Here is a 15,849-nt window from a genome sequence, read left to right on the forward strand (position 1 = left end):
GACAAATTGATACTTTTTTTGGTTCTTTTGAAGAATTCAATACTAAATTATTGGCTTTCTTAGCTCAGTATACGGGAAAGGAGCTGATTGAAATTGACGAAAGAAACACAGAAAAATCCTCTTGAACCACAACTGATGGATCAGGAAGAGACTCTAGAAGTTCAACCAGAAGAAGTCAATGAGGTCGACGAAAATTCAGCAACCAATGCGTCTACCACAGTTGATGATCGCTCTTTAGTAGAAGACAATGTAGAGGATGATTCTTTCAAATTAGTGGAAGAGGAAGAGGAAGCGGAATATGAAGATGATTACTATGCTGTAAAAGCACAAGATCATCAGCGCATCGAGTCCCTTATTGAACAAGCCGAAAATGAGCTAGCTGATTTAAAATTGCGAAAATCAATCATGGAGGCTGATTTCTCCGGGTTGCTCAACCATTATCGTCATTTGATCTTAACAGAACAAGAAATCTCTGTCATTGCAAAAAAAACCTTGCTTGAGTACTATGCCTATGAATTCTTGAAACCATTAAAAGTGATTCATTTAACAGCTACCGACAATTACGATACCTGGAAGACAAAGCACTTCAATGTCCGCTTTCGTTTAACAGAAACAAAAGAACTAGAGTTTAGTTTTAAGTTAAATCCGGTCAATTCAAGTTACCAATCAAACTATTTGCCGCTGTTGACAATCAATTCAAATTCCCAGTCGGTGGTGGTCAACGATGAACAGATTTTACATCTGATCAGTCAATGGCATGCCGATAATATTTTCTCAGTCAATCAACTTTCACTGTTTAATTACGATGTAAATTTGATACTGGCTCATTTAAAAGAATTGGATTTTACTGTCTCGCCAAGTTTGATCGACAATACCCAAACCTTAGCTGTCGATATGGAAACAGATTTTCCTGTTGCAGCGGAAGTCCTTGACCAAATTTTCATCATCACGATGGAGAATCATTCGTATGATTTTATCACAGAAAACAAAGGCGAGATCCTTGTTCTGCTTGATAAAAATCAGCGTTTGACGATTCATTTGTACACAGAATCAACGTTACTCACGATTGACTCGGATCAATGGAAGCGATCTTTATTGGATTTCTTCACAAGTTATCCGTTTTTGGTTCCGCTTGTCGTTCAAGGTGAAGAATAAATGTTCTAAATTGGTTAAAAGTGCTAGAATGGTTTTTATAACTATTCAGCACTTTTTTTGGAAGGAGCAGTATGATGATAAATAAAGCACTAGGTTTTTATGAAGGACGATCTTTAGATGATCCAGAAGTATTTATTGAAAAGGAATTTCCAATGCCAACTTGTCAGGCAAACGATCTATTGGTGGAAGTGCAAGCTGTTTCTGTGAATCCAATTGACACGAAACGCCGCCAAACAACCACTTTAAGTGAGAAATTCCATATCCAGGGATATGATGCAGTAGGTATAGTACATGAAATCGGCTCAGCAGTTAATGGCTTTGCCGTTGGTGATCGGGTGTTTTATGCTGGAACCACACAACGACCTGGTGCGAATCAAAGGTTTCAAGTCGTTGATTTTCGAATCGCAGCAAAGGCGCCAGCCGGCTTTTCTGACGGTGATCTTGCAGCTATGCCATTAACGAGTATTACAGCGTGGGAATTGCTTTTTGAAAAATTTGGGTATGTGCCTGAAGAAAACGCGAATGAAGGATCAATTTTATTGGTCAATGCCAGCGGTGGTGTTGGCTCGATTGCGGCGCAACTAGCAAAATGGGCAGGATTGACAGTCTATGGCACTGCGAGTCCTAAGAACGATCAATGGCTTAAAGACAATCAAGTGGATCAGGTACTTAATCACCGCTTGCCGTTAGCTGAACAAATCACTGAACCTTTTTCAGCCGTTGCACTTTTTTATGACGCCTCGGCCTATTTGCCACAATTAACGAAAGCAATCTTGCCATTTGGCAAAGTCGGAATGATCGTGAATACGAAAGAAGCGCTAGATTTAAATCCATTTAAAAACCTCGGCATCGATTTTTATTGGGAGTATATGTTCACAAAAACAGATGCTCAGTTGATGATTGAAACACAAGGGGGCATTTTGCAACGGATCGCCTCGTTGCTCGCTGACAAAAAGATCCATACGACTGCGGTCCAAACGTTTGATGGAGGAATTACCATCGAGACCTTAAAGCACGCTACAAAAGCGGTTGAGCAAGGAACAAAAGGAAAAACAGTGATCACGGGAGGCGTCCGCTAGATGGAAGAAGAGGAAGCGATGCTGTTTTGGGATGAATTTGCGCAAGAATATGCGCAAATTCAAAGAGAATCCCAATTGAAAATTGCCGAAGAGGCAGCAGCTTTTTTGGTGGAGCAGAAAGTGTTTCCGATATCGACCTTCGTTGACTTTGCTGCGGGCACTGGTCGCTACATTTCAGCTTTTTATCCTTTTGTAGATGAGTATTACGCAATTGATTTTTCAAAAGAAATGTTAAAAATCATTGAAGAAACGATTGAAGATCCGATGAGCAAGCTCCATCTGGTTCAGCAGAGCCAAAAAGACTTTTTGTCTGCAGAACAGCACTGGCCTTGTATTTTTATAGCAATGAATCCGGCAGTCAGAGACAAAGAAACCTTGCTTCAGTTTCAAAGAAAGGCCCATCAATTAATTATTCTAAGAATGATCGCAGAAGAAGAGAACGTGTTTCAGCCTTATGAAAAAAATCATTCAGCGAAGAACGATCTGAACCTAAATACTTGTTACAAGAAGTGGTTTACAGAAGAAGCGATCGATTGGCAGAGTCGGCAATTCGAGTATATTTTGAAGGAAGAGATCGATCAAGAATTATTTCATCTTTATTTTGAGGAGGATTATTCATTGGAACAGCGGCAAGAAATGGTTCAACATGTCTTTGGTGAGGCATTGACTGTCGAAAGCCAAACGAAAATCACCTTTGAGCTTCTCTTAGCCTAGGAGAAATCACACAATGGACATCAAAAAACGAGATTCTGACATAAGATCAAGAAACAGGACAGCAGGTAAGCTTCTGTTGACTGCTGACTGGAAACATCTTATGCTGGAATCTCGTTTTAAAGAGAATTTGCTACAATAAAAGGTAGACGATGCTGCCTAATAACAGTAAAAAAATGACATTGACGATAAAAAACAGCTTTTGAAATGTTCCCGCTTCTTTGGGTCTGGCTTGTTTCAATAATTTGTACCCAATCAAATTCGCCAAAGAAGCAATCAATGTACCCATACCACCCACATTGACGCCCAAAAGAACGGCTTTTTCTAAATCGGTGAAGGGAGCAATCAGAATTGCTGCTGGAACGTTAGATATTCCTTGGGAGAGTAAAATACTACCTAAAAAAGCGCGATGCGTTTCTTGAAAATACGGTCGAATGAGATCGGTGACCAGAGATTGGTCTTGAATATTCCCAACGATCAAGAAGAAGCAGAGGAAGGTAAGTAGTAACCGATAATCAACTTTTGCGAATAATCGTTTGTTGCTAAACCAAACCACGGCTGCGACGACAAGCACGGCGATTGAAATAGGGAGAACACTAAAAATACCAAGAATCATAAGGACAAATAATCCTGCATTGAGCAGCGCTGGCTTTTTTTCAAAGGGTTCTTCTTGCAGGGCGATTTCCAATGGAGTCTTTGGGATGAGCTGGATCGAAACAAGGAGTAATAGCAAAGAAAGTCCCACAAAGGTGCCGGTAGTCCACATGAATTGTGGCAGCGAAATCTGATAGTAAGAAAATAAAAATAGATTTTGCGGATTTCCAAATGGAAACAGGCTGCTTCCTAAATTGGCTGCCACAATCAAATAGACAGCGCCTAATAAGACACTGGTGCGCTGTTGTTCTTTCCTCGTTAAGAGTAAGTAGATGGGCAATAATGTTAAGATAGCCACGTCGTTTGTTAAAAACATCGAACTGAAGAAGCTTAGCAAGACGATTGAACGGATCAAGTCACGCAGATTGCGACTTTTTTCCACTAATTTTTGTCCAAATGCTCGTAAAAGACCAGCTTCTTCTAACCCATTGATTACTAACATCAACCCAAACAGTGATAAAATCACTTTAAAGTCAATAAATGACCAACGGAAGGTGCCGAAAAAACACGCAATGAGTGCTAGTAACAGGGAAATCGAAAATAATCGATCCGTTCGAAAAAATGCTAACATTCGTTTTCCCATAGTTCACCACCTTTCTTCTCAAGAATTTTACCATTCCCGCGCTTTAGGAACAATAAATAACACTTTTTCCATATAACTCAAAGGCATTCAGGCAATTTTTATAGTTGACAAACGACCCATTAATTGGGAAATTAGTATGTGAAAGGTGAAGGAGGTTCAAAAATGAATGTTATGCAGCTGCTTGAAAAAAATCAGCAGGTTCATTTTCAAATTTTAGCTGTTTTTTTTCAGAACGGCTCAGAAATCTCTTACAAGAAACTTGCAAAAACATTATCCATTTCCGCACCCACTTTGCAAAAAGAACTTCAAAATCTTCATCAAAATTTAGTCGCTTTCCATGAGGATGCGGCATTGACTTATTTAGAAAATGATCAAGTACAGTTAACACTTCCGCTTGATTTCTCACTAAAAAAATTCTTTTATGCGTATCTTTCAGAAGCAATCGATTTTCAGATATTGTCGTATTTGTTTTTTCATCGAGATGAGTCAACGACGAAAATGATGTTAGAACTGATGTTGAGTGAAGCTTCATTGTTTCGTCGATTCAAAGCCATCAATCAGTTATTGAAAGAATTCGACATCCAATTAAAAAATAAAAAATTGCTTGGGGATGAAAAACAGATTCGCTTTTTCTATTATCAGTTTTTTTCACAAAGTTATCCCAATGAAGAATTGATCGCTCGCTTGAATGCACCAGCCATCAACAATTTGATTCGAGTAATCGAAAAACAGCTACAGACAACGTTTAGTCAATCTGAACGCTGGAAAGTCGGGCTGTGGTTAGGTATTATGGAAGCCCGTTTTGATTATCGTGGCTCGCAGCAGCATGAAGCATCGTATCCATTGTTGAAGTCATTGGAAAATGAAGCGATGTTCCAGCTTTTGCGGAATATATTAGGACGCTATCTCAGTCGTTTTGCCGTATCCTGGAGCGATTATGAAACGGTTTATTTCTATTTATTTTTATTAGCTGAAGGCTTGATTCGCCCTTCACTGGATGACTCCTTGCAAAAATCACTTTTCTTCCAAGAGATCGATGCGTTAAATGGGGAGCTGCTGCAGGCAATTGGTGATAGTGAGAGAAAGACTACAGAAACTTCTACGGAATTATGCGTCTTCTTGACGAGTGTGACGATCCAAGCGTTGTATATTCATGGCGGCATTATTGCCTTTGCTGAATTTCAGCCGCAAAGTGTTGCGAATGAGAGCTTGATTGAAGTGGCACAGCAAGCAATCGAACAGTTGGAGAAAAACGTAAACCAGTCCTTTTCTCTTGAGAAAAAGCAGCATTTGACCAATGAATTGCTTTTGATCCGTCAATGGATTCAAGTAAAACAGGAAAAAGCATTTACGGTCGGCATTTTGTTGACTCAATCACGATTACGCAGTGGCTTTTTGCGGCGTTTTTTGATCAAAGAATTGGCTGGCTATCCGAATATTCATTTTGAGGGGACGAAGGAGAAGGATTATGATTTATTGATCGTTGATCATTCTGAGATCTCGGAAGGCTATCGTTATAAAAAACGATTGATTTTAACAGGTGGGGCAACCCCATTTGAAGAAGAGCGGCTTCATCAAATCGTGGATGAAATACGCAATGAGAACCTTGAAAGCGAGTTGGAAAAGATATGAGAATAGTGATTATTGGAGGCTCTCATGCAGGAATTGCTGCTGCCCGTCATTTAAAAAAAGTTGACCCAAAAGTCGATGTGATAATTATTGAAAAATCAAGCGTTCTGGGTTATGTTGCTAGCAGTTTGAATTTAGTGCTGGAAGGCTACATTCAACGATTGGAAGATTCCCGAACGGCAACTGCGAGTGAGCTTCTTTCTGAAGGAATCAATGTGATGTTAAACAGTGAAGTCACAAAAATCTTTCCGCAAGAACAAACGGTTCATTTTGTCACATCAACGGAATCTTATCAGCAAGAAGACGAAGTGAGTTATGATGGCTTGATTTTGGCGATGGGATCGAGTACTTTCCGTTCGGAGTTTGCCTCAGATGTCGAAGCACATATAACGACCTACAAAACCATTGGTCAATCAAAGCAAGCGTTAGAAAAAATCGAAAGTGCGCAAACCGTGGCGATCGTTGGCGCGGGTCTGATTGGGTTTGAATTGGCGGAATCTTTAAGTGGCCAGCAAAAAGCCGTTCATTTGATTGATCGAATGGATACCCTTTTGTTCCGTTATTTTGATCAAGAAATTGCTGAAATTTTGATGGCGCGCTTTCCAGAGAACTTACAAATCTATCTTAACAGCAATGTCGCCCATACGATCAAAGACGAGAAGGGTGAATATCAGGGAATCGAGCTTTCAAACGGAACCAAGATTCGAGCTGACGTGGTCGTTTATGCCGTAAATCCGCGACCGAATGTCGCATTGGTTGAAGACTTTTTAAAACTAAATCTCGATGGCACGGTATTTACAAATGAATATTTACAAACGTCTGACCCAGCGATTTATGCAATTGGTGACCTGGTTTCGATTCCTTTCAATCATTCGGATAGCTCTTTGTATATCCCTTTAGTGACTAATGCTTATCGGACGGGGATCGTAGCTGCCACCAATTTATTGGCAAATGAACGGGGAACGACGAAAATTCCTTTTCCAAAAATGCAACGGACCGTCGTTAGTAAACTGTTTGGCTATTTCGTCAGCAGTTCAGGTATTAATGAGACCGAGGCACCGTATTACGGCTTTGAAGTAGATTCAGTGACGCAGACATTTCATTCTCGGACATTTTTCGCGACAGATGAGGATTTTGAAGTAACGTTAAAACTGATTTTTGATCAGCAAACGAAAGTGATTATGGGGGGACAAATCATTACGAGTGATCGTGGAAGTTTGGAGATCATCAATACGATCTCAACCTTGATCAATAGCAAGACGACCTTGCACCAACTAGCGACAATGGATTACTTTTTCAATCCAACCATTTCTTTCCCTTTGCACTTTTTGAATCAATTAGCCCTTGATGGCTTGTTAAAGTAAAATAATAACTCTTGATAAACCTGCGATGATCGTAGGTTTATTTTTTTTAATTACAGATAATCGGGAAAGACTATCGATTACAATCAGTGACTGGTATCGCGTATTGAAAACAGGTAGGCTTTTGTCGGAGATTGAATTCAACTGGTATCATGATTTTTTGGAAGAAGAAACTCAAAACGAAAACTATAAAACTCGTTCCACGACTAAACTGTTTTTACTCACAAATTCTTATCGATAGACGAATGGTGTTTAGGTGGAGGAGACGGCGCGTCATTTGCTTTTATCTGAAAAGTTACATCACCATTGCATCAGTAAGTGCTGGCTTTACAAGGGTTTCAATAGATGAAAATAATTGCAAATCTAAGTGATCTGTTATTGAATGATCCTCATAAAATGAATATAGTATGAGCGAGCATTTTATAATTAAAGCAATAAAATAGACAATATTGAGATAAAAATAAGTTTTCTCGCAAGGATATAAGAGAAAAACATCACATAATCCTTTTCTTTACTCACTAATTTTTTCGAAATTGCGATAGGAAAGGGATTTTTTTGAAAAAATTCTTGTGATTTTAAGTGAAATACGTTACCCTATTAAAGAGAGTGAGAATCATTCTCAATAAGGAGGGCGGGGCATGTTTAAAAAAATCGGATTACTGCTGATCTTTGTTCTTCTAGTGGGTTGCTCCTTGTTGGCAGGCACCCATGAATTGTCTTTATCAGGTTTACAGCAGGGTGATCCGAATCATTGGCTTGTTTTGGTAAAAGTTAGGCTTCCACGGACGATCAGTTTGATCATTGCAGGTGGGATCATTAGTATCTGTGGAAAAATTATGCAACACATGATGCAAAATAAATTTGTGGCCTCGGAGTCGATTGGACTGACGGATAGCGCCCGTTTAGGAATTTTGCTGGTTATGCTCTTTCTACCAAATGCCTCAAATTTGATTCGCACTACAGCAGCATTTGTGTTTGCCTACGCAGGTGTGTTGTTCTTTTTATTTTTAAGCCAATTTCTACCAAAGAAAGATCCAATGATGCTGCCTTTAACAGGGGTGATGTTCGGTAATATCATCGGGGCTATCAGTAGCTTCTTAGCCTATCGCTTCCAATTGGTTCAAAACGTTTCTTCTTGGCTGCAAGGAAATTTTGCCACCATTATGGTTGGACAGTATGAACTTTTGTATTTGACGATTCCCGTTTTCGGTCTATTGTATTTCTTGGCTTATGAGATCACGATCGCCGGTTTAGGAGAAAGTGCGGCTAAGAGTCTGGGAATCAATTACTTGTTCTTGCGTTTTGCTGTATTTGCGCTGGTGGCGTTTGCTAGCAGTATCGTTTTATTGACTGTGGGGCAAATTCCTTTTTTAGGGATCGTTATCCCAAATATGATCGGCATGGTTTTTGGGGATCATTTGAAAAACAATCTGCTTTTGATCAGCTTTGCCGGAAGCGCGTTCTTGCTATTGTGTGATGTATTGGCGAGAATCGTCATCGCACCTTATGAAATGCCGGTCAGTGTTGTTGCCGGCGTACTGGGTGGCTGCTGTTTCTTGATTTTGCTTCTGGGGAGGAAATTTCGATGAAGAAAAAGCTCTTTCTTTTGTTGTTTCTGATCCTTTGTGCATGTGGTGCCTATCTGACCTATAACACCTATGGAAACTGGTCATTTGCTTTTGCATTAAGGGGACGCCGAATCTTGGCTTTTGCCTTAGTTGCAATCGCCATCTCCTTTAGTACCATCACCTTACAGACACTGACAAGCAATCGCTATCTGACCCCTGGAATTTTAGGCTTGGACCAACTGTATGTTCTTGTTCAAACCCTTTGTTTCTTTTTTATCGGCGGAATTCAGATGCTGAGCCAAGAAACAGCAACGATGTTTTTGTTTTCTGTCGGCTTAACTGCCGTTCTAGGTAGCTTCTTAATTGGCTTTTTCTATCAAAAAGCAGTCGCTGGGTTGTTTTTGTTATTGATGGCAGGGATGGTCTGTGGCACGATGTTCGGTAGTCTCAGCACCTTTCTGCAAGTGTTGATGGATCCAAATGAATATGATTTACTACAAGGTCGTTTGTTTGCCAGCTTTGGCAATATCAATACCCAGCATCTACTGATTGCTGCCGCGATCATTTTGCTAGGGAGTATCTGTCTGGTTCTGCTGATTCCAGAATTGAATTTGCTCCATTTAGGAAGTGGGCAAGCCAAAAGTTTAGGTGTATCTGTTCAATGGCTTCATAAAGGTGTCTTATTTTTGATTGCTTTACTGACAGGCACCGCCACTGCTTTAGTTGGTCCAGCAGTTTTTCTAGGCTTTGTGGTGGCAACGATCACCTATCAGCTTTTCCCAACTTATCGTCACGGCTGGTTGTTTTTCGGTGGGAGTTTGATTGGTTTTCTCCTGTTGGTAGGAGGTCAATTCCTAGTGGAACAGGTCTTTCAATGGCAAACGACCATCGGCACCGTGATCCAATTATTAGGCGGTATCTTCTTTATAAGCAAATTGCTGCTGGAAAGGAAAAAATCATGATCGAAACCAAAAATGTATCCAAGAATTATGCAAAAACACAAGTTTTGACGGAATGTTCCATAGCGTTGCCGGAACAGAAAATGATTGCCTTCATCGGGCCCAATGGTGCCGGAAAAAGTACCTTGCTTTCTTTAGTCAGTCGGATGTTGGATCAACGCACCGGTGATATTTATCTGGATGGAACGGAGATTCGTCAATGGAAGTCCAAAGAGCTAGCAAAAAAAATGGCTTTTTTGCAGCAAAGCAATCGCTATGCTGTCAATCTGACTGTAAGAGAACTGGTGGCATTTGGTCGCTATCCGTATAACCGGGGGCGACAATCGGCATCAGATGATGGGATCATTGATGACGCTTTGTCTAAGTTATCTCTAACCGAATATAGTGATCAATCGATTCATGAACTTTCTGGTGGTCAGTTACAACGAGTTTACTTGGCGATGATTTTAGCCCAAGATACAGATTATCTACTCTTGGACGAACCGTTAAACAATTTAGATTTAAAACACGCCAACCAGCTGATGAAGCTATTGACAACCTTGGTGGAAGACTATCAGAAAACTGTTGTGATCGTTTTGCACGACATTAATTTTGCAGCACGGTATGCCGATCACATCGTCGCGATGAAAGATGGTCAGATTTTTAAAGCGGCTGACACAGAGGCAGTGATTCAAGAACAATTATTAGAATCATTGTATGAGATTCCAATCAAACTGGTACAAGTGGATGGGCGGCAATTTTGCTACACCTTCCAATAAAAAATATGTTTCAAAGGAGGAAAAAATGAAAAAAATAGCAGTAAGTTTTATGAGTATTTTCGTATTAGCGGGGTTGACCGCTTGCGGCTCGAATAATACAGGGACAACAGATTCAACGGGTACAGCTCAAACCCAAGTAGAAGAAAGTACACAAACGCCGACAGAAGTCGAGATTACGGACAGCAATGGGACTGTCACTGTTCCTTATGCGCCGGAAAAAGTTGTTGTCTTTGACAACAGTGCATTAGATACGATGGATGCACTTGGCCTTGGGGATCGAATCGTTGCTGCCGCAACCAGCAATTTGCCAGATTATTTATCAGCGTATGCGGATGTTGAATCAGCAGGGGGAATCAAAGAGCCTGATTTAGAAAAAATCAATCAACTGCAGCCAGACCTAATCATTATTTCTGGTCGACAACGTGATTTCCAAGAGGAATTGTCTGCAATCGCGCCAACCGTTTTCTTAAGTGTTGACAATAGTGATACTTGGGCATCGATCGAAGCCAACATTACGACCATTGGTCAAATTTTTGGTAAGGAAGAGGAAGCGCAAGAACAACTAGCATCGTTACAAGGTCAGATCGATACCTTGAAGGAGCAAGCGCAAAATGCTGACGAGAAAGCCTTGGTTGTTATGGTAAATGAAGGCAATCTTTCTGCTTTTGGTCCAGGTTCTCGTTACAGTATCTTGTATGACACGTTTGGTTTCCCAGCAGTAGATGAGGAATTAGAGGCGTCGACACATGGACAAAGTATTTCTTATGAGTACTTGCTTGAAAAAAATCCTGATGTCATTTTCGTGATCGATCGGACAAAAGCGATCGGTGGCAATGAAAGCGAAAGTGAATTTGTTGCAAATGAAATCGTACAAGAAACAAATGCAGGGCAAAACGATCAAGTGATTGAATTGGATGCTGCGGTTTGGTATTTAGCTGGTTCCGGATTGGAGTCGATCCGATTGATGATGGATGATGTCAAGCCAGCCGTTGAATAAATAGGTGAAAAAAATTAAGTAATAAGGGACACGCTTATCAGTTTACTGAGAAAGCGTGTCTTTTTATTCAAACTGTTTCTAGGACCTGCGACTGATTTTTGACAAGTTATCCAGCTTTACTTTACCTGTCGTAGTAATTGATTTATAATTAGTACGACAGATGAAGTAATTTAGGAGGCGATTGCGTGATCTCGAGTGACGGAATTCGCGGCTATAACGACGCAATCATTTTATCCATTCTTTCGAAAGAAGACTCTTATGGATATGAAATATCCAAGCGTATTCGTGAAGGAACAGATGCTTTATATGTGATCAAAGAAACGACGTTGTATTCCGCTTTTACTCGGTTAGAAAAACAAGGATTGATCCGTTCGTATCCCGGAGAAGTGACACATGGCAAAAAGCGGACCTATTACCAGATAACTGCAGACGGAAAAGCAAGCCTTTCGGAGAAACTATTGGAGTGGCAGCAGACGAAGATCGTCGTTGACCAGTTCTTACAAGGAGGAGACAAATGAAAACCATTCATGACTATCTAGACAGCTTATTTTTATCAGTACCCATCACACCGGAAACGAAGAAGGCAAAAGAAGATCTTTTAGCGATTATGGAAGACCATTACTTGGAACTGATTCACCAAGGGAAAAGTGAGCATGAAGCCATCGGTGCGGTGATCAGCGAGTTTGGTTCGGTGGATGAACTGCTGCAAGAGTTAGATGTTTCAAAAGAAGAAGAGCCGATTGATGATTGGTCCGATGCCATCACAGAAGACGATGCGTTTGATTATTGGGGAACTGTGCGGCACTTTGCTTTTTCGTTGTCTTTGGGAATCGGCTTTTGTATCGCAGCTTTTGCAGCTTTGATGCTTTTTGTTAGTTTCTATGCGGAATTATTTGGTGTAATGGTGATGATCCTTTTTATCGCCATCGGGGTTGGTTTTATCATCTCTAGCAGTTTGCACTTTTCCGGTGCTCGTAAACAGTTAGATGATCGTCCGATCAAAAGGGATGCTAAACGAGAAGCCGCTCAGCAACTAGCAAATTATGAAAAAAGTTTTCGTATTGGTCTTGTTTTAGGAATTGGTGCCTGTATTTTATCAATTGCGCCTGTACTTTTAAGTGAATTGTTTTATTATTCTGTTGAGTTTGGTATTTCCTTGTTTTTCTTGACAGTTGCAGTGGGTGTGTTCTTTATTATTTATGTAAGTATTATTCGTACAGGCTTTGCGAAGCTGGCAACTGAGACGTATTTTATTCGTGACGAAGAGAATCTTGGTGATCGAGCAACACGTCATAAATATGGCGAATCAGCTGGTAGAGTTACCTTTTTTCGAACAGTCTACTGGCCAGTGATTTTGGTCGTTTATATGCTTTGGTCCTTCATGTTTCATGCATGGGCATACTCTTGGGTCATTTTTGTGATTGGTGGTGTCTTAGAGGACTACTTTATCGGTCAGACAAAAGCCAAAAAATAAGAGATGTTTCAACCGAGAGTGGTTTCTTTACTTTTAAAAAAAGGAAGACTATAATACGGCTTGTAACTGAACCAAGCAAAAAGAACAGCGAGAAATAAGATCCTCTCAATGCTTTTTCAAAAGTTCAGAATACAAGAAAAGAGGCAATGGATATGTTAGAAATTCATTATCTGAAAAATGGTAGCAAAGAAATAACAACAATTGAATCCCCAGAGCGCTTTCTCGCAAGTCAATACTTGGAAGTTCCACCTTTTCAAGATCATTACCCAGTCGAAGAAGTTTTTCTAGACGGCAAGCGGATTACATTGAAGGAGCGAACGATCGGTGGATTGTTCAACTATTTCAATACTAAATAAAAAAATTGTCTTTTTTTATGACTCACTTTCCATTGTGAGGAATCATAGGAAGAGGCAATCTTTTTTTGTTTAATTGAGAATAAGAGATGTAATTGAGAATCTAACAGGTAGGAACTTTGCTTAGAAATGATTAGCCAAACTTATTACTATACTCCATTTGCTTTCGATAAAAAATAAATATGCTCATTTCTGAGGATGATAACATTTTTTTTGACTATTTCTGAATAAACTATTGCATTTTGTAGTTAGATATACTAATAATTAATAGAGATTATTCTCAAATAATTATTCTAATTGGAGGAAATGATATGTCATTAATTGGAAAAGAGATTGGTTCATTCGAAGCGAAAGCTTACCACAATGGAAAATTTATCGATGTTTCATCAGAAGATTTTAAAGGAAAATGGAACGTTGTTTGTTTTTATCCTGCAGATTTCTCATTTGTTTGTCCGACAGAACTTGAGGATTTGCAAGACCAATATGCATCATTAAAAGAATTAGGCGCAGAAGTTTATTCTGTATCAACTGACACCCACTACACACATAAAGCGTGGCATGACCACTCTGATGCCATCAATAAAATCGAATATATCATGATTGCTGATCCTTCTCATGTGATCTCAGAAATCTTTGATGTATTAGACGAAGCATCAGGTTTGTCTCAACGTGGTACATTTATCATCGATCCGGATGGTGTGGTACAAACGGTTGAAATCAATGCGGATGGTATCGGTCGTGATGCTAGTGGTTTGATCGATAAAATCCGTGCCGCACAATATGTCCGTACCCATCCAGGTGAAGTATGTCCTGCAAAATGGAAAGAAGGCGAAGAAACTTTAACGCCAAGCTTAGACCTTGTAGGCAAGATTTAGGAGGCTCTCATGGCATTAGATAAGGCAATCAAAGACCAACTGACGCAATATCTAGCGATGCTAGAATCAGAGGTTGTTTTTGCGGCGACTTTAGGTGAGGATGATTCTTCAACGAAAGTACGTGAATTCTTAGAAGAAATCGCAGAAATGTCGTCAAAAATCACGATTCAAGCTGTAGCAAGTGAACGGACACCAAGCTTTTCGATCAATCGTCCCGGTGAAGAAAGCGGCATCGCTTTTGCTGGTTTACCGTTAGGACATGAGTTCACTTCATTTATTTTAGCGTTGCTTCAAGTAAGCGGTCGTCCGCCGAAAATTGATGAAGCACTTCAAAAGCGCATCAAAGCGATCGATAAGCCATTACATTTTGAAACCTATGTCAGTTTGACCTGCCATAACTGTCCTGATGTTGTTCAAGCGTTAAACATTATGGCAGTGCTAAATCCTTCCATCAGTCACACCATGATCGAAGGTGGGATGTTCAAAGAAGAAATTGACAAGAAAAAAATTATGGCTGTGCCAACAGTCTTTCTAGATGGGGAAGAATTTGCAAGCGGCCGACAAACGATCGAACAGTTGTTGGAAAAAGCAGCTGGTCCGACGAGTAAAGATGACTTTGCTGAAAAAGAGCTTTTCGATGTATTAGTTGTCGGTGGCGGACCTGCAGGCGGAAGCGCAGCGATTTATGCAGCGCGTAAAGGCATCAATACTGGGATGGTTGTCGAAACAATGGGTGGACAAGTAATGGAAACCCTGGGGATCGAAAATATGATCGGTACCCCTTATACCGAAGGTCCAAAATTAATGCGTCAGGTAGAAGAGCACATCAACGAATACAATGTAGACGTGATGAAAGGTCAGCGTGCGAAAGATATTCGCCGCAATGACGTCATCGAAGTTGAATTAGAAAATGGTGCAGTATTAAAAACCAAAACGGCCATTTTAGCAACTGGCGCTCGCTGGCGCAACATCAATGTTCCGGGAGAAAAAGAATTCAAAAATAAAGGTGTTGCCTATTGTCCGCATTGTGACGGTCCGTTATTTGCTGGGAAAGAAGTTGCCGTCATTGGTGGCGGAAACTCTGGGATCGAAGCAGCAATCGATTTAGCTGGCATGGCGAAACATGTCTATGTTCTTGAATTTTTACCAGAACTAAAAGCGGACCTTGTGCTACAAAACCGTTTGAACACGTTAGATAATGTGACTGTTATTACGAATGCGGCAACGAAGGAAATTGTTGGATCCGATCATGTCGAACAATTGACCTACGTTGATCGTGAAACGAATGGTGAATTCACTTTAGCTGTGGAGGGGGTCTTCATTTTGATTGGCTTGATGCCGAATACTGAATGGTTAAAAGATCGTGTCGTCTTAAATGAACGCAATGAGATCGTGGTGGACAAACATGGCGCAACCAACATTGAAGGGGTCTTTGCAGCGGGAGATTGTACCGATAGTGTATACAAACAGATCATCACTTCAATGGGTTCAGGTGCCACTGCTGCATTAGGTGCGTTTGATTACCTGATTCGCTCGTAAGTAGGTAAGTAGCTTATTATTTGATCTAGATCAGAAACGTCTCAGGAGCTTCTAGCAGCTTCTGAGACGTTTTTTCTTTGAGGGGAAGGAGATTTGAAGGAAGTTGACAGAAGGACAGTTTCTATATTACAATGAAAAAAACTCGTTCAAAAAA

The 15,849-nt window shown here is 40.3% G+C and carries 16 protein-coding genes (1 of these 16 cut by a window edge); 15 read left to right on the plus strand and 1 reads right to left on the minus strand.

Annotated features, from left to right (window positions below; translation table 11 throughout):
* The 4 genes from IGI94_RS07370 to IGI94_RS07385 all read left to right on the plus strand — a co-directional run.
* Positions 1 to 125: the final stretch of a hypothetical protein gene (locus IGI94_RS07370; protein WP_008381990.1), read on the plus strand. 790 nt of this gene lie to the left of the window's left edge; only the last 125 of its 915 coding nucleotides appear in the window; its start codon lies off the left edge, out of view; its stop codon occupies positions 123 to 125.
* Positions 94 to 1,155: a hypothetical protein gene (locus tag IGI94_RS07375; protein WP_438899602.1), complete on the plus strand. Its 1,062-nt coding sequence runs from the start codon at positions 94 to 96 to the stop codon at positions 1,153 to 1,155. Before IGI94_RS07370 ends, IGI94_RS07375 begins: the two co-directional genes overlap by 32 nt.
* 71 nt (positions 1,156 to 1,226) lie before the next feature.
* A complete protein-coding gene (locus IGI94_RS07380) occupies positions 1,227 to 2,234 on the plus strand; it encodes a zinc-binding alcohol dehydrogenase family protein (RefSeq protein WP_016619978.1) in 1,008 nt (335 codons plus the stop codon).
* Entirely contained in the window at positions 2,235 to 2,948 is a 714-nt protein-coding gene (locus IGI94_RS07385; protein ID WP_438899603.1) for a class I SAM-dependent methyltransferase, read from the plus strand.
* A gap of 130 nt (positions 2,949 to 3,078) precedes the next feature.
* Here IGI94_RS07385 and IGI94_RS07390 read toward each other — a convergent pair whose 3' ends face one another.
* Positions 3,079 to 4,182, minus strand: coding sequence for an SLC13 family permease (locus tag IGI94_RS07390; RefSeq protein ID WP_438899604.1), 1,104 nt, complete (start codon positions 4,180 to 4,182; stop codon positions 3,079 to 3,081).
* Positions 4,183 to 4,344: 162 nt separating this feature from the next.
* On the opposite strand from IGI94_RS07390, the gene IGI94_RS07395 reads away from it, so the two are divergent.
* The 11 genes from IGI94_RS07395 (at position 4,345) to ahpF (ending at position 15,695) form a co-directional block, all read left to right on the plus strand.
* The gene (locus IGI94_RS07395; RefSeq protein WP_008381983.1) at positions 4,345 to 5,814 is read left to right on the plus strand and encodes a helix-turn-helix domain-containing protein; all 1,470 of its coding nucleotides are present in this window, start codon (positions 4,345 to 4,347) and stop codon (positions 5,812 to 5,814) included.
* Positions 5,811 to 7,175 (plus strand): FAD-dependent oxidoreductase, encoded by a 1,365-nt coding sequence (locus tag IGI94_RS07400; RefSeq protein WP_008381982.1) that lies wholly within the window; start codon positions 5,811 to 5,813, stop codon positions 7,173 to 7,175. Before IGI94_RS07395 ends, IGI94_RS07400 begins: the two co-directional genes overlap by 4 nt.
* Positions 7,176 to 7,810: 635 nt before the next feature.
* Positions 7,811 to 8,761: an ABC transporter permease gene (locus IGI94_RS07405; RefSeq protein WP_008381981.1), complete on the plus strand. Its 951-nt coding sequence runs from the start codon at positions 7,811 to 7,813 to the stop codon at positions 8,759 to 8,761.
* Positions 8,758 to 9,702, plus strand: a complete 945-nt coding sequence (locus IGI94_RS07410) for an iron chelate uptake ABC transporter family permease subunit (RefSeq protein WP_086317367.1) — start codon at positions 8,758 to 8,760, stop codon at positions 9,700 to 9,702. Before IGI94_RS07405 ends, IGI94_RS07410 begins: the two co-directional genes overlap by 4 nt.
* A complete protein-coding gene (locus tag IGI94_RS07415) occupies positions 9,699 to 10,457 on the plus strand; it encodes an iron ABC transporter ATP-binding protein (RefSeq protein ID WP_438899605.1) in 759 nt (252 codons plus the stop codon). Before IGI94_RS07410 ends, IGI94_RS07415 begins: the two co-directional genes overlap by 4 nt.
* Positions 10,458 to 10,482: 25 nt before the next feature.
* Complete coding sequence (locus tag IGI94_RS07420; RefSeq protein ID WP_438899606.1) at positions 10,483 to 11,454, plus strand: siderophore ABC transporter substrate-binding protein; 972 nt, start codon at positions 10,483 to 10,485, stop codon at positions 11,452 to 11,454.
* A 185-nt stretch (positions 11,455 to 11,639) separates the two neighbouring features.
* A complete protein-coding gene (locus IGI94_RS07425; RefSeq protein ID WP_016612097.1) occupies positions 11,640 to 11,972 on the plus strand; it encodes a PadR family transcriptional regulator in 333 nt (110 codons plus the stop codon).
* Positions 11,969 to 12,928 carry a permease prefix domain 1-containing protein gene (locus tag IGI94_RS07430; protein WP_087664178.1) on the plus strand — a complete coding sequence of 320 codons (960 nt, stop codon included), beginning with the start codon at positions 11,969 to 11,971 and terminating at the stop codon, positions 12,926 to 12,928. Before IGI94_RS07425 ends, IGI94_RS07430 begins: the two co-directional genes overlap by 4 nt.
* Positions 12,929 to 13,080: 152 nt before the next feature.
* On the plus strand, positions 13,081 to 13,284 hold the full coding sequence (locus IGI94_RS07435) for a hypothetical protein (protein WP_008381972.1): 204 nt from the start codon (positions 13,081 to 13,083) through the stop codon (positions 13,282 to 13,284).
* A gap of 308 nt (positions 13,285 to 13,592) precedes the next feature.
* A complete protein-coding gene (gene ahpC, locus IGI94_RS07440; RefSeq protein WP_005226227.1) occupies positions 13,593 to 14,156 on the plus strand; it encodes an alkyl hydroperoxide reductase subunit C in 564 nt (187 codons plus the stop codon).
* A gap of 9 nt (positions 14,157 to 14,165) precedes the next feature.
* Positions 14,166 to 15,695: an alkyl hydroperoxide reductase subunit F gene (gene ahpF / locus IGI94_RS07445; protein ID WP_008381970.1), complete on the plus strand. Its 1,530-nt coding sequence runs from the start codon at positions 14,166 to 14,168 to the stop codon at positions 15,693 to 15,695.
* Positions 15,696 to 15,849: the final 154 nt, after the last annotated feature.

The organism is Enterococcus sp. AZ149 (genome assembly GCF_051714285.1).
Taxonomy (GTDB): Bacteria; Bacillota; Bacilli; order Lactobacillales; family Enterococcaceae; genus Enterococcus_D; species Enterococcus_D entomosocium.

Excerpts from the sequence above, each read along its gene's own strand:
- IGI94_RS07380 (WP_016619978.1), top strand. The coding sequence starts at position 1,227 with ATGATGATAAATAAAGCACTAGGTTTTTATGAAGGACGATCTTTAGAT.
- IGI94_RS07385 (WP_438899603.1), top strand. The coding sequence starts at position 2,235 with ATGGAAGAAGAGGAAGCGATGCTGTTTTGGGATGAATTTGCGCAAGAA.
- IGI94_RS07390 (WP_438899604.1), bottom strand. The coding sequence starts at position 4,182 with ATGGGAAAACGAATGTTAGCATTTTTTCGAACGGATCGATTATTTTCG.
- IGI94_RS07395 (WP_008381983.1), top strand. The coding sequence starts at position 4,345 with ATGAATGTTATGCAGCTGCTTGAAAAAAATCAGCAGGTTCATTTTCAA.
- IGI94_RS07400 (WP_008381982.1), top strand. The coding sequence starts at position 5,811 with ATGAGAATAGTGATTATTGGAGGCTCTCATGCAGGAATTGCTGCTGCC.
- IGI94_RS07405 (WP_008381981.1), top strand. The coding sequence starts at position 7,811 with ATGTTTAAAAAAATCGGATTACTGCTGATCTTTGTTCTTCTAGTGGGT.
- IGI94_RS07410 (WP_086317367.1), top strand. The coding sequence starts at position 8,758 with ATGAAGAAAAAGCTCTTTCTTTTGTTGTTTCTGATCCTTTGTGCATGT.
- IGI94_RS07415 (WP_438899605.1), top strand. The coding sequence starts at position 9,699 with ATGATCGAAACCAAAAATGTATCCAAGAATTATGCAAAAACACAAGTT.
- IGI94_RS07420 (WP_438899606.1), top strand. The coding sequence starts at position 10,483 with ATGAAAAAAATAGCAGTAAGTTTTATGAGTATTTTCGTATTAGCGGGG.
- IGI94_RS07430 (WP_087664178.1), top strand. The coding sequence starts at position 11,969 with ATGAAAACCATTCATGACTATCTAGACAGCTTATTTTTATCAGTACCC.
- IGI94_RS07435 (WP_008381972.1), top strand. The coding sequence starts at position 13,081 with ATGTTAGAAATTCATTATCTGAAAAATGGTAGCAAAGAAATAACAACA.
- ahpC (WP_005226227.1), top strand. The coding sequence starts at position 13,593 with ATGTCATTAATTGGAAAAGAGATTGGTTCATTCGAAGCGAAAGCTTAC.
- ahpF (WP_008381970.1), top strand. The coding sequence starts at position 14,166 with ATGGCATTAGATAAGGCAATCAAAGACCAACTGACGCAATATCTAGCG.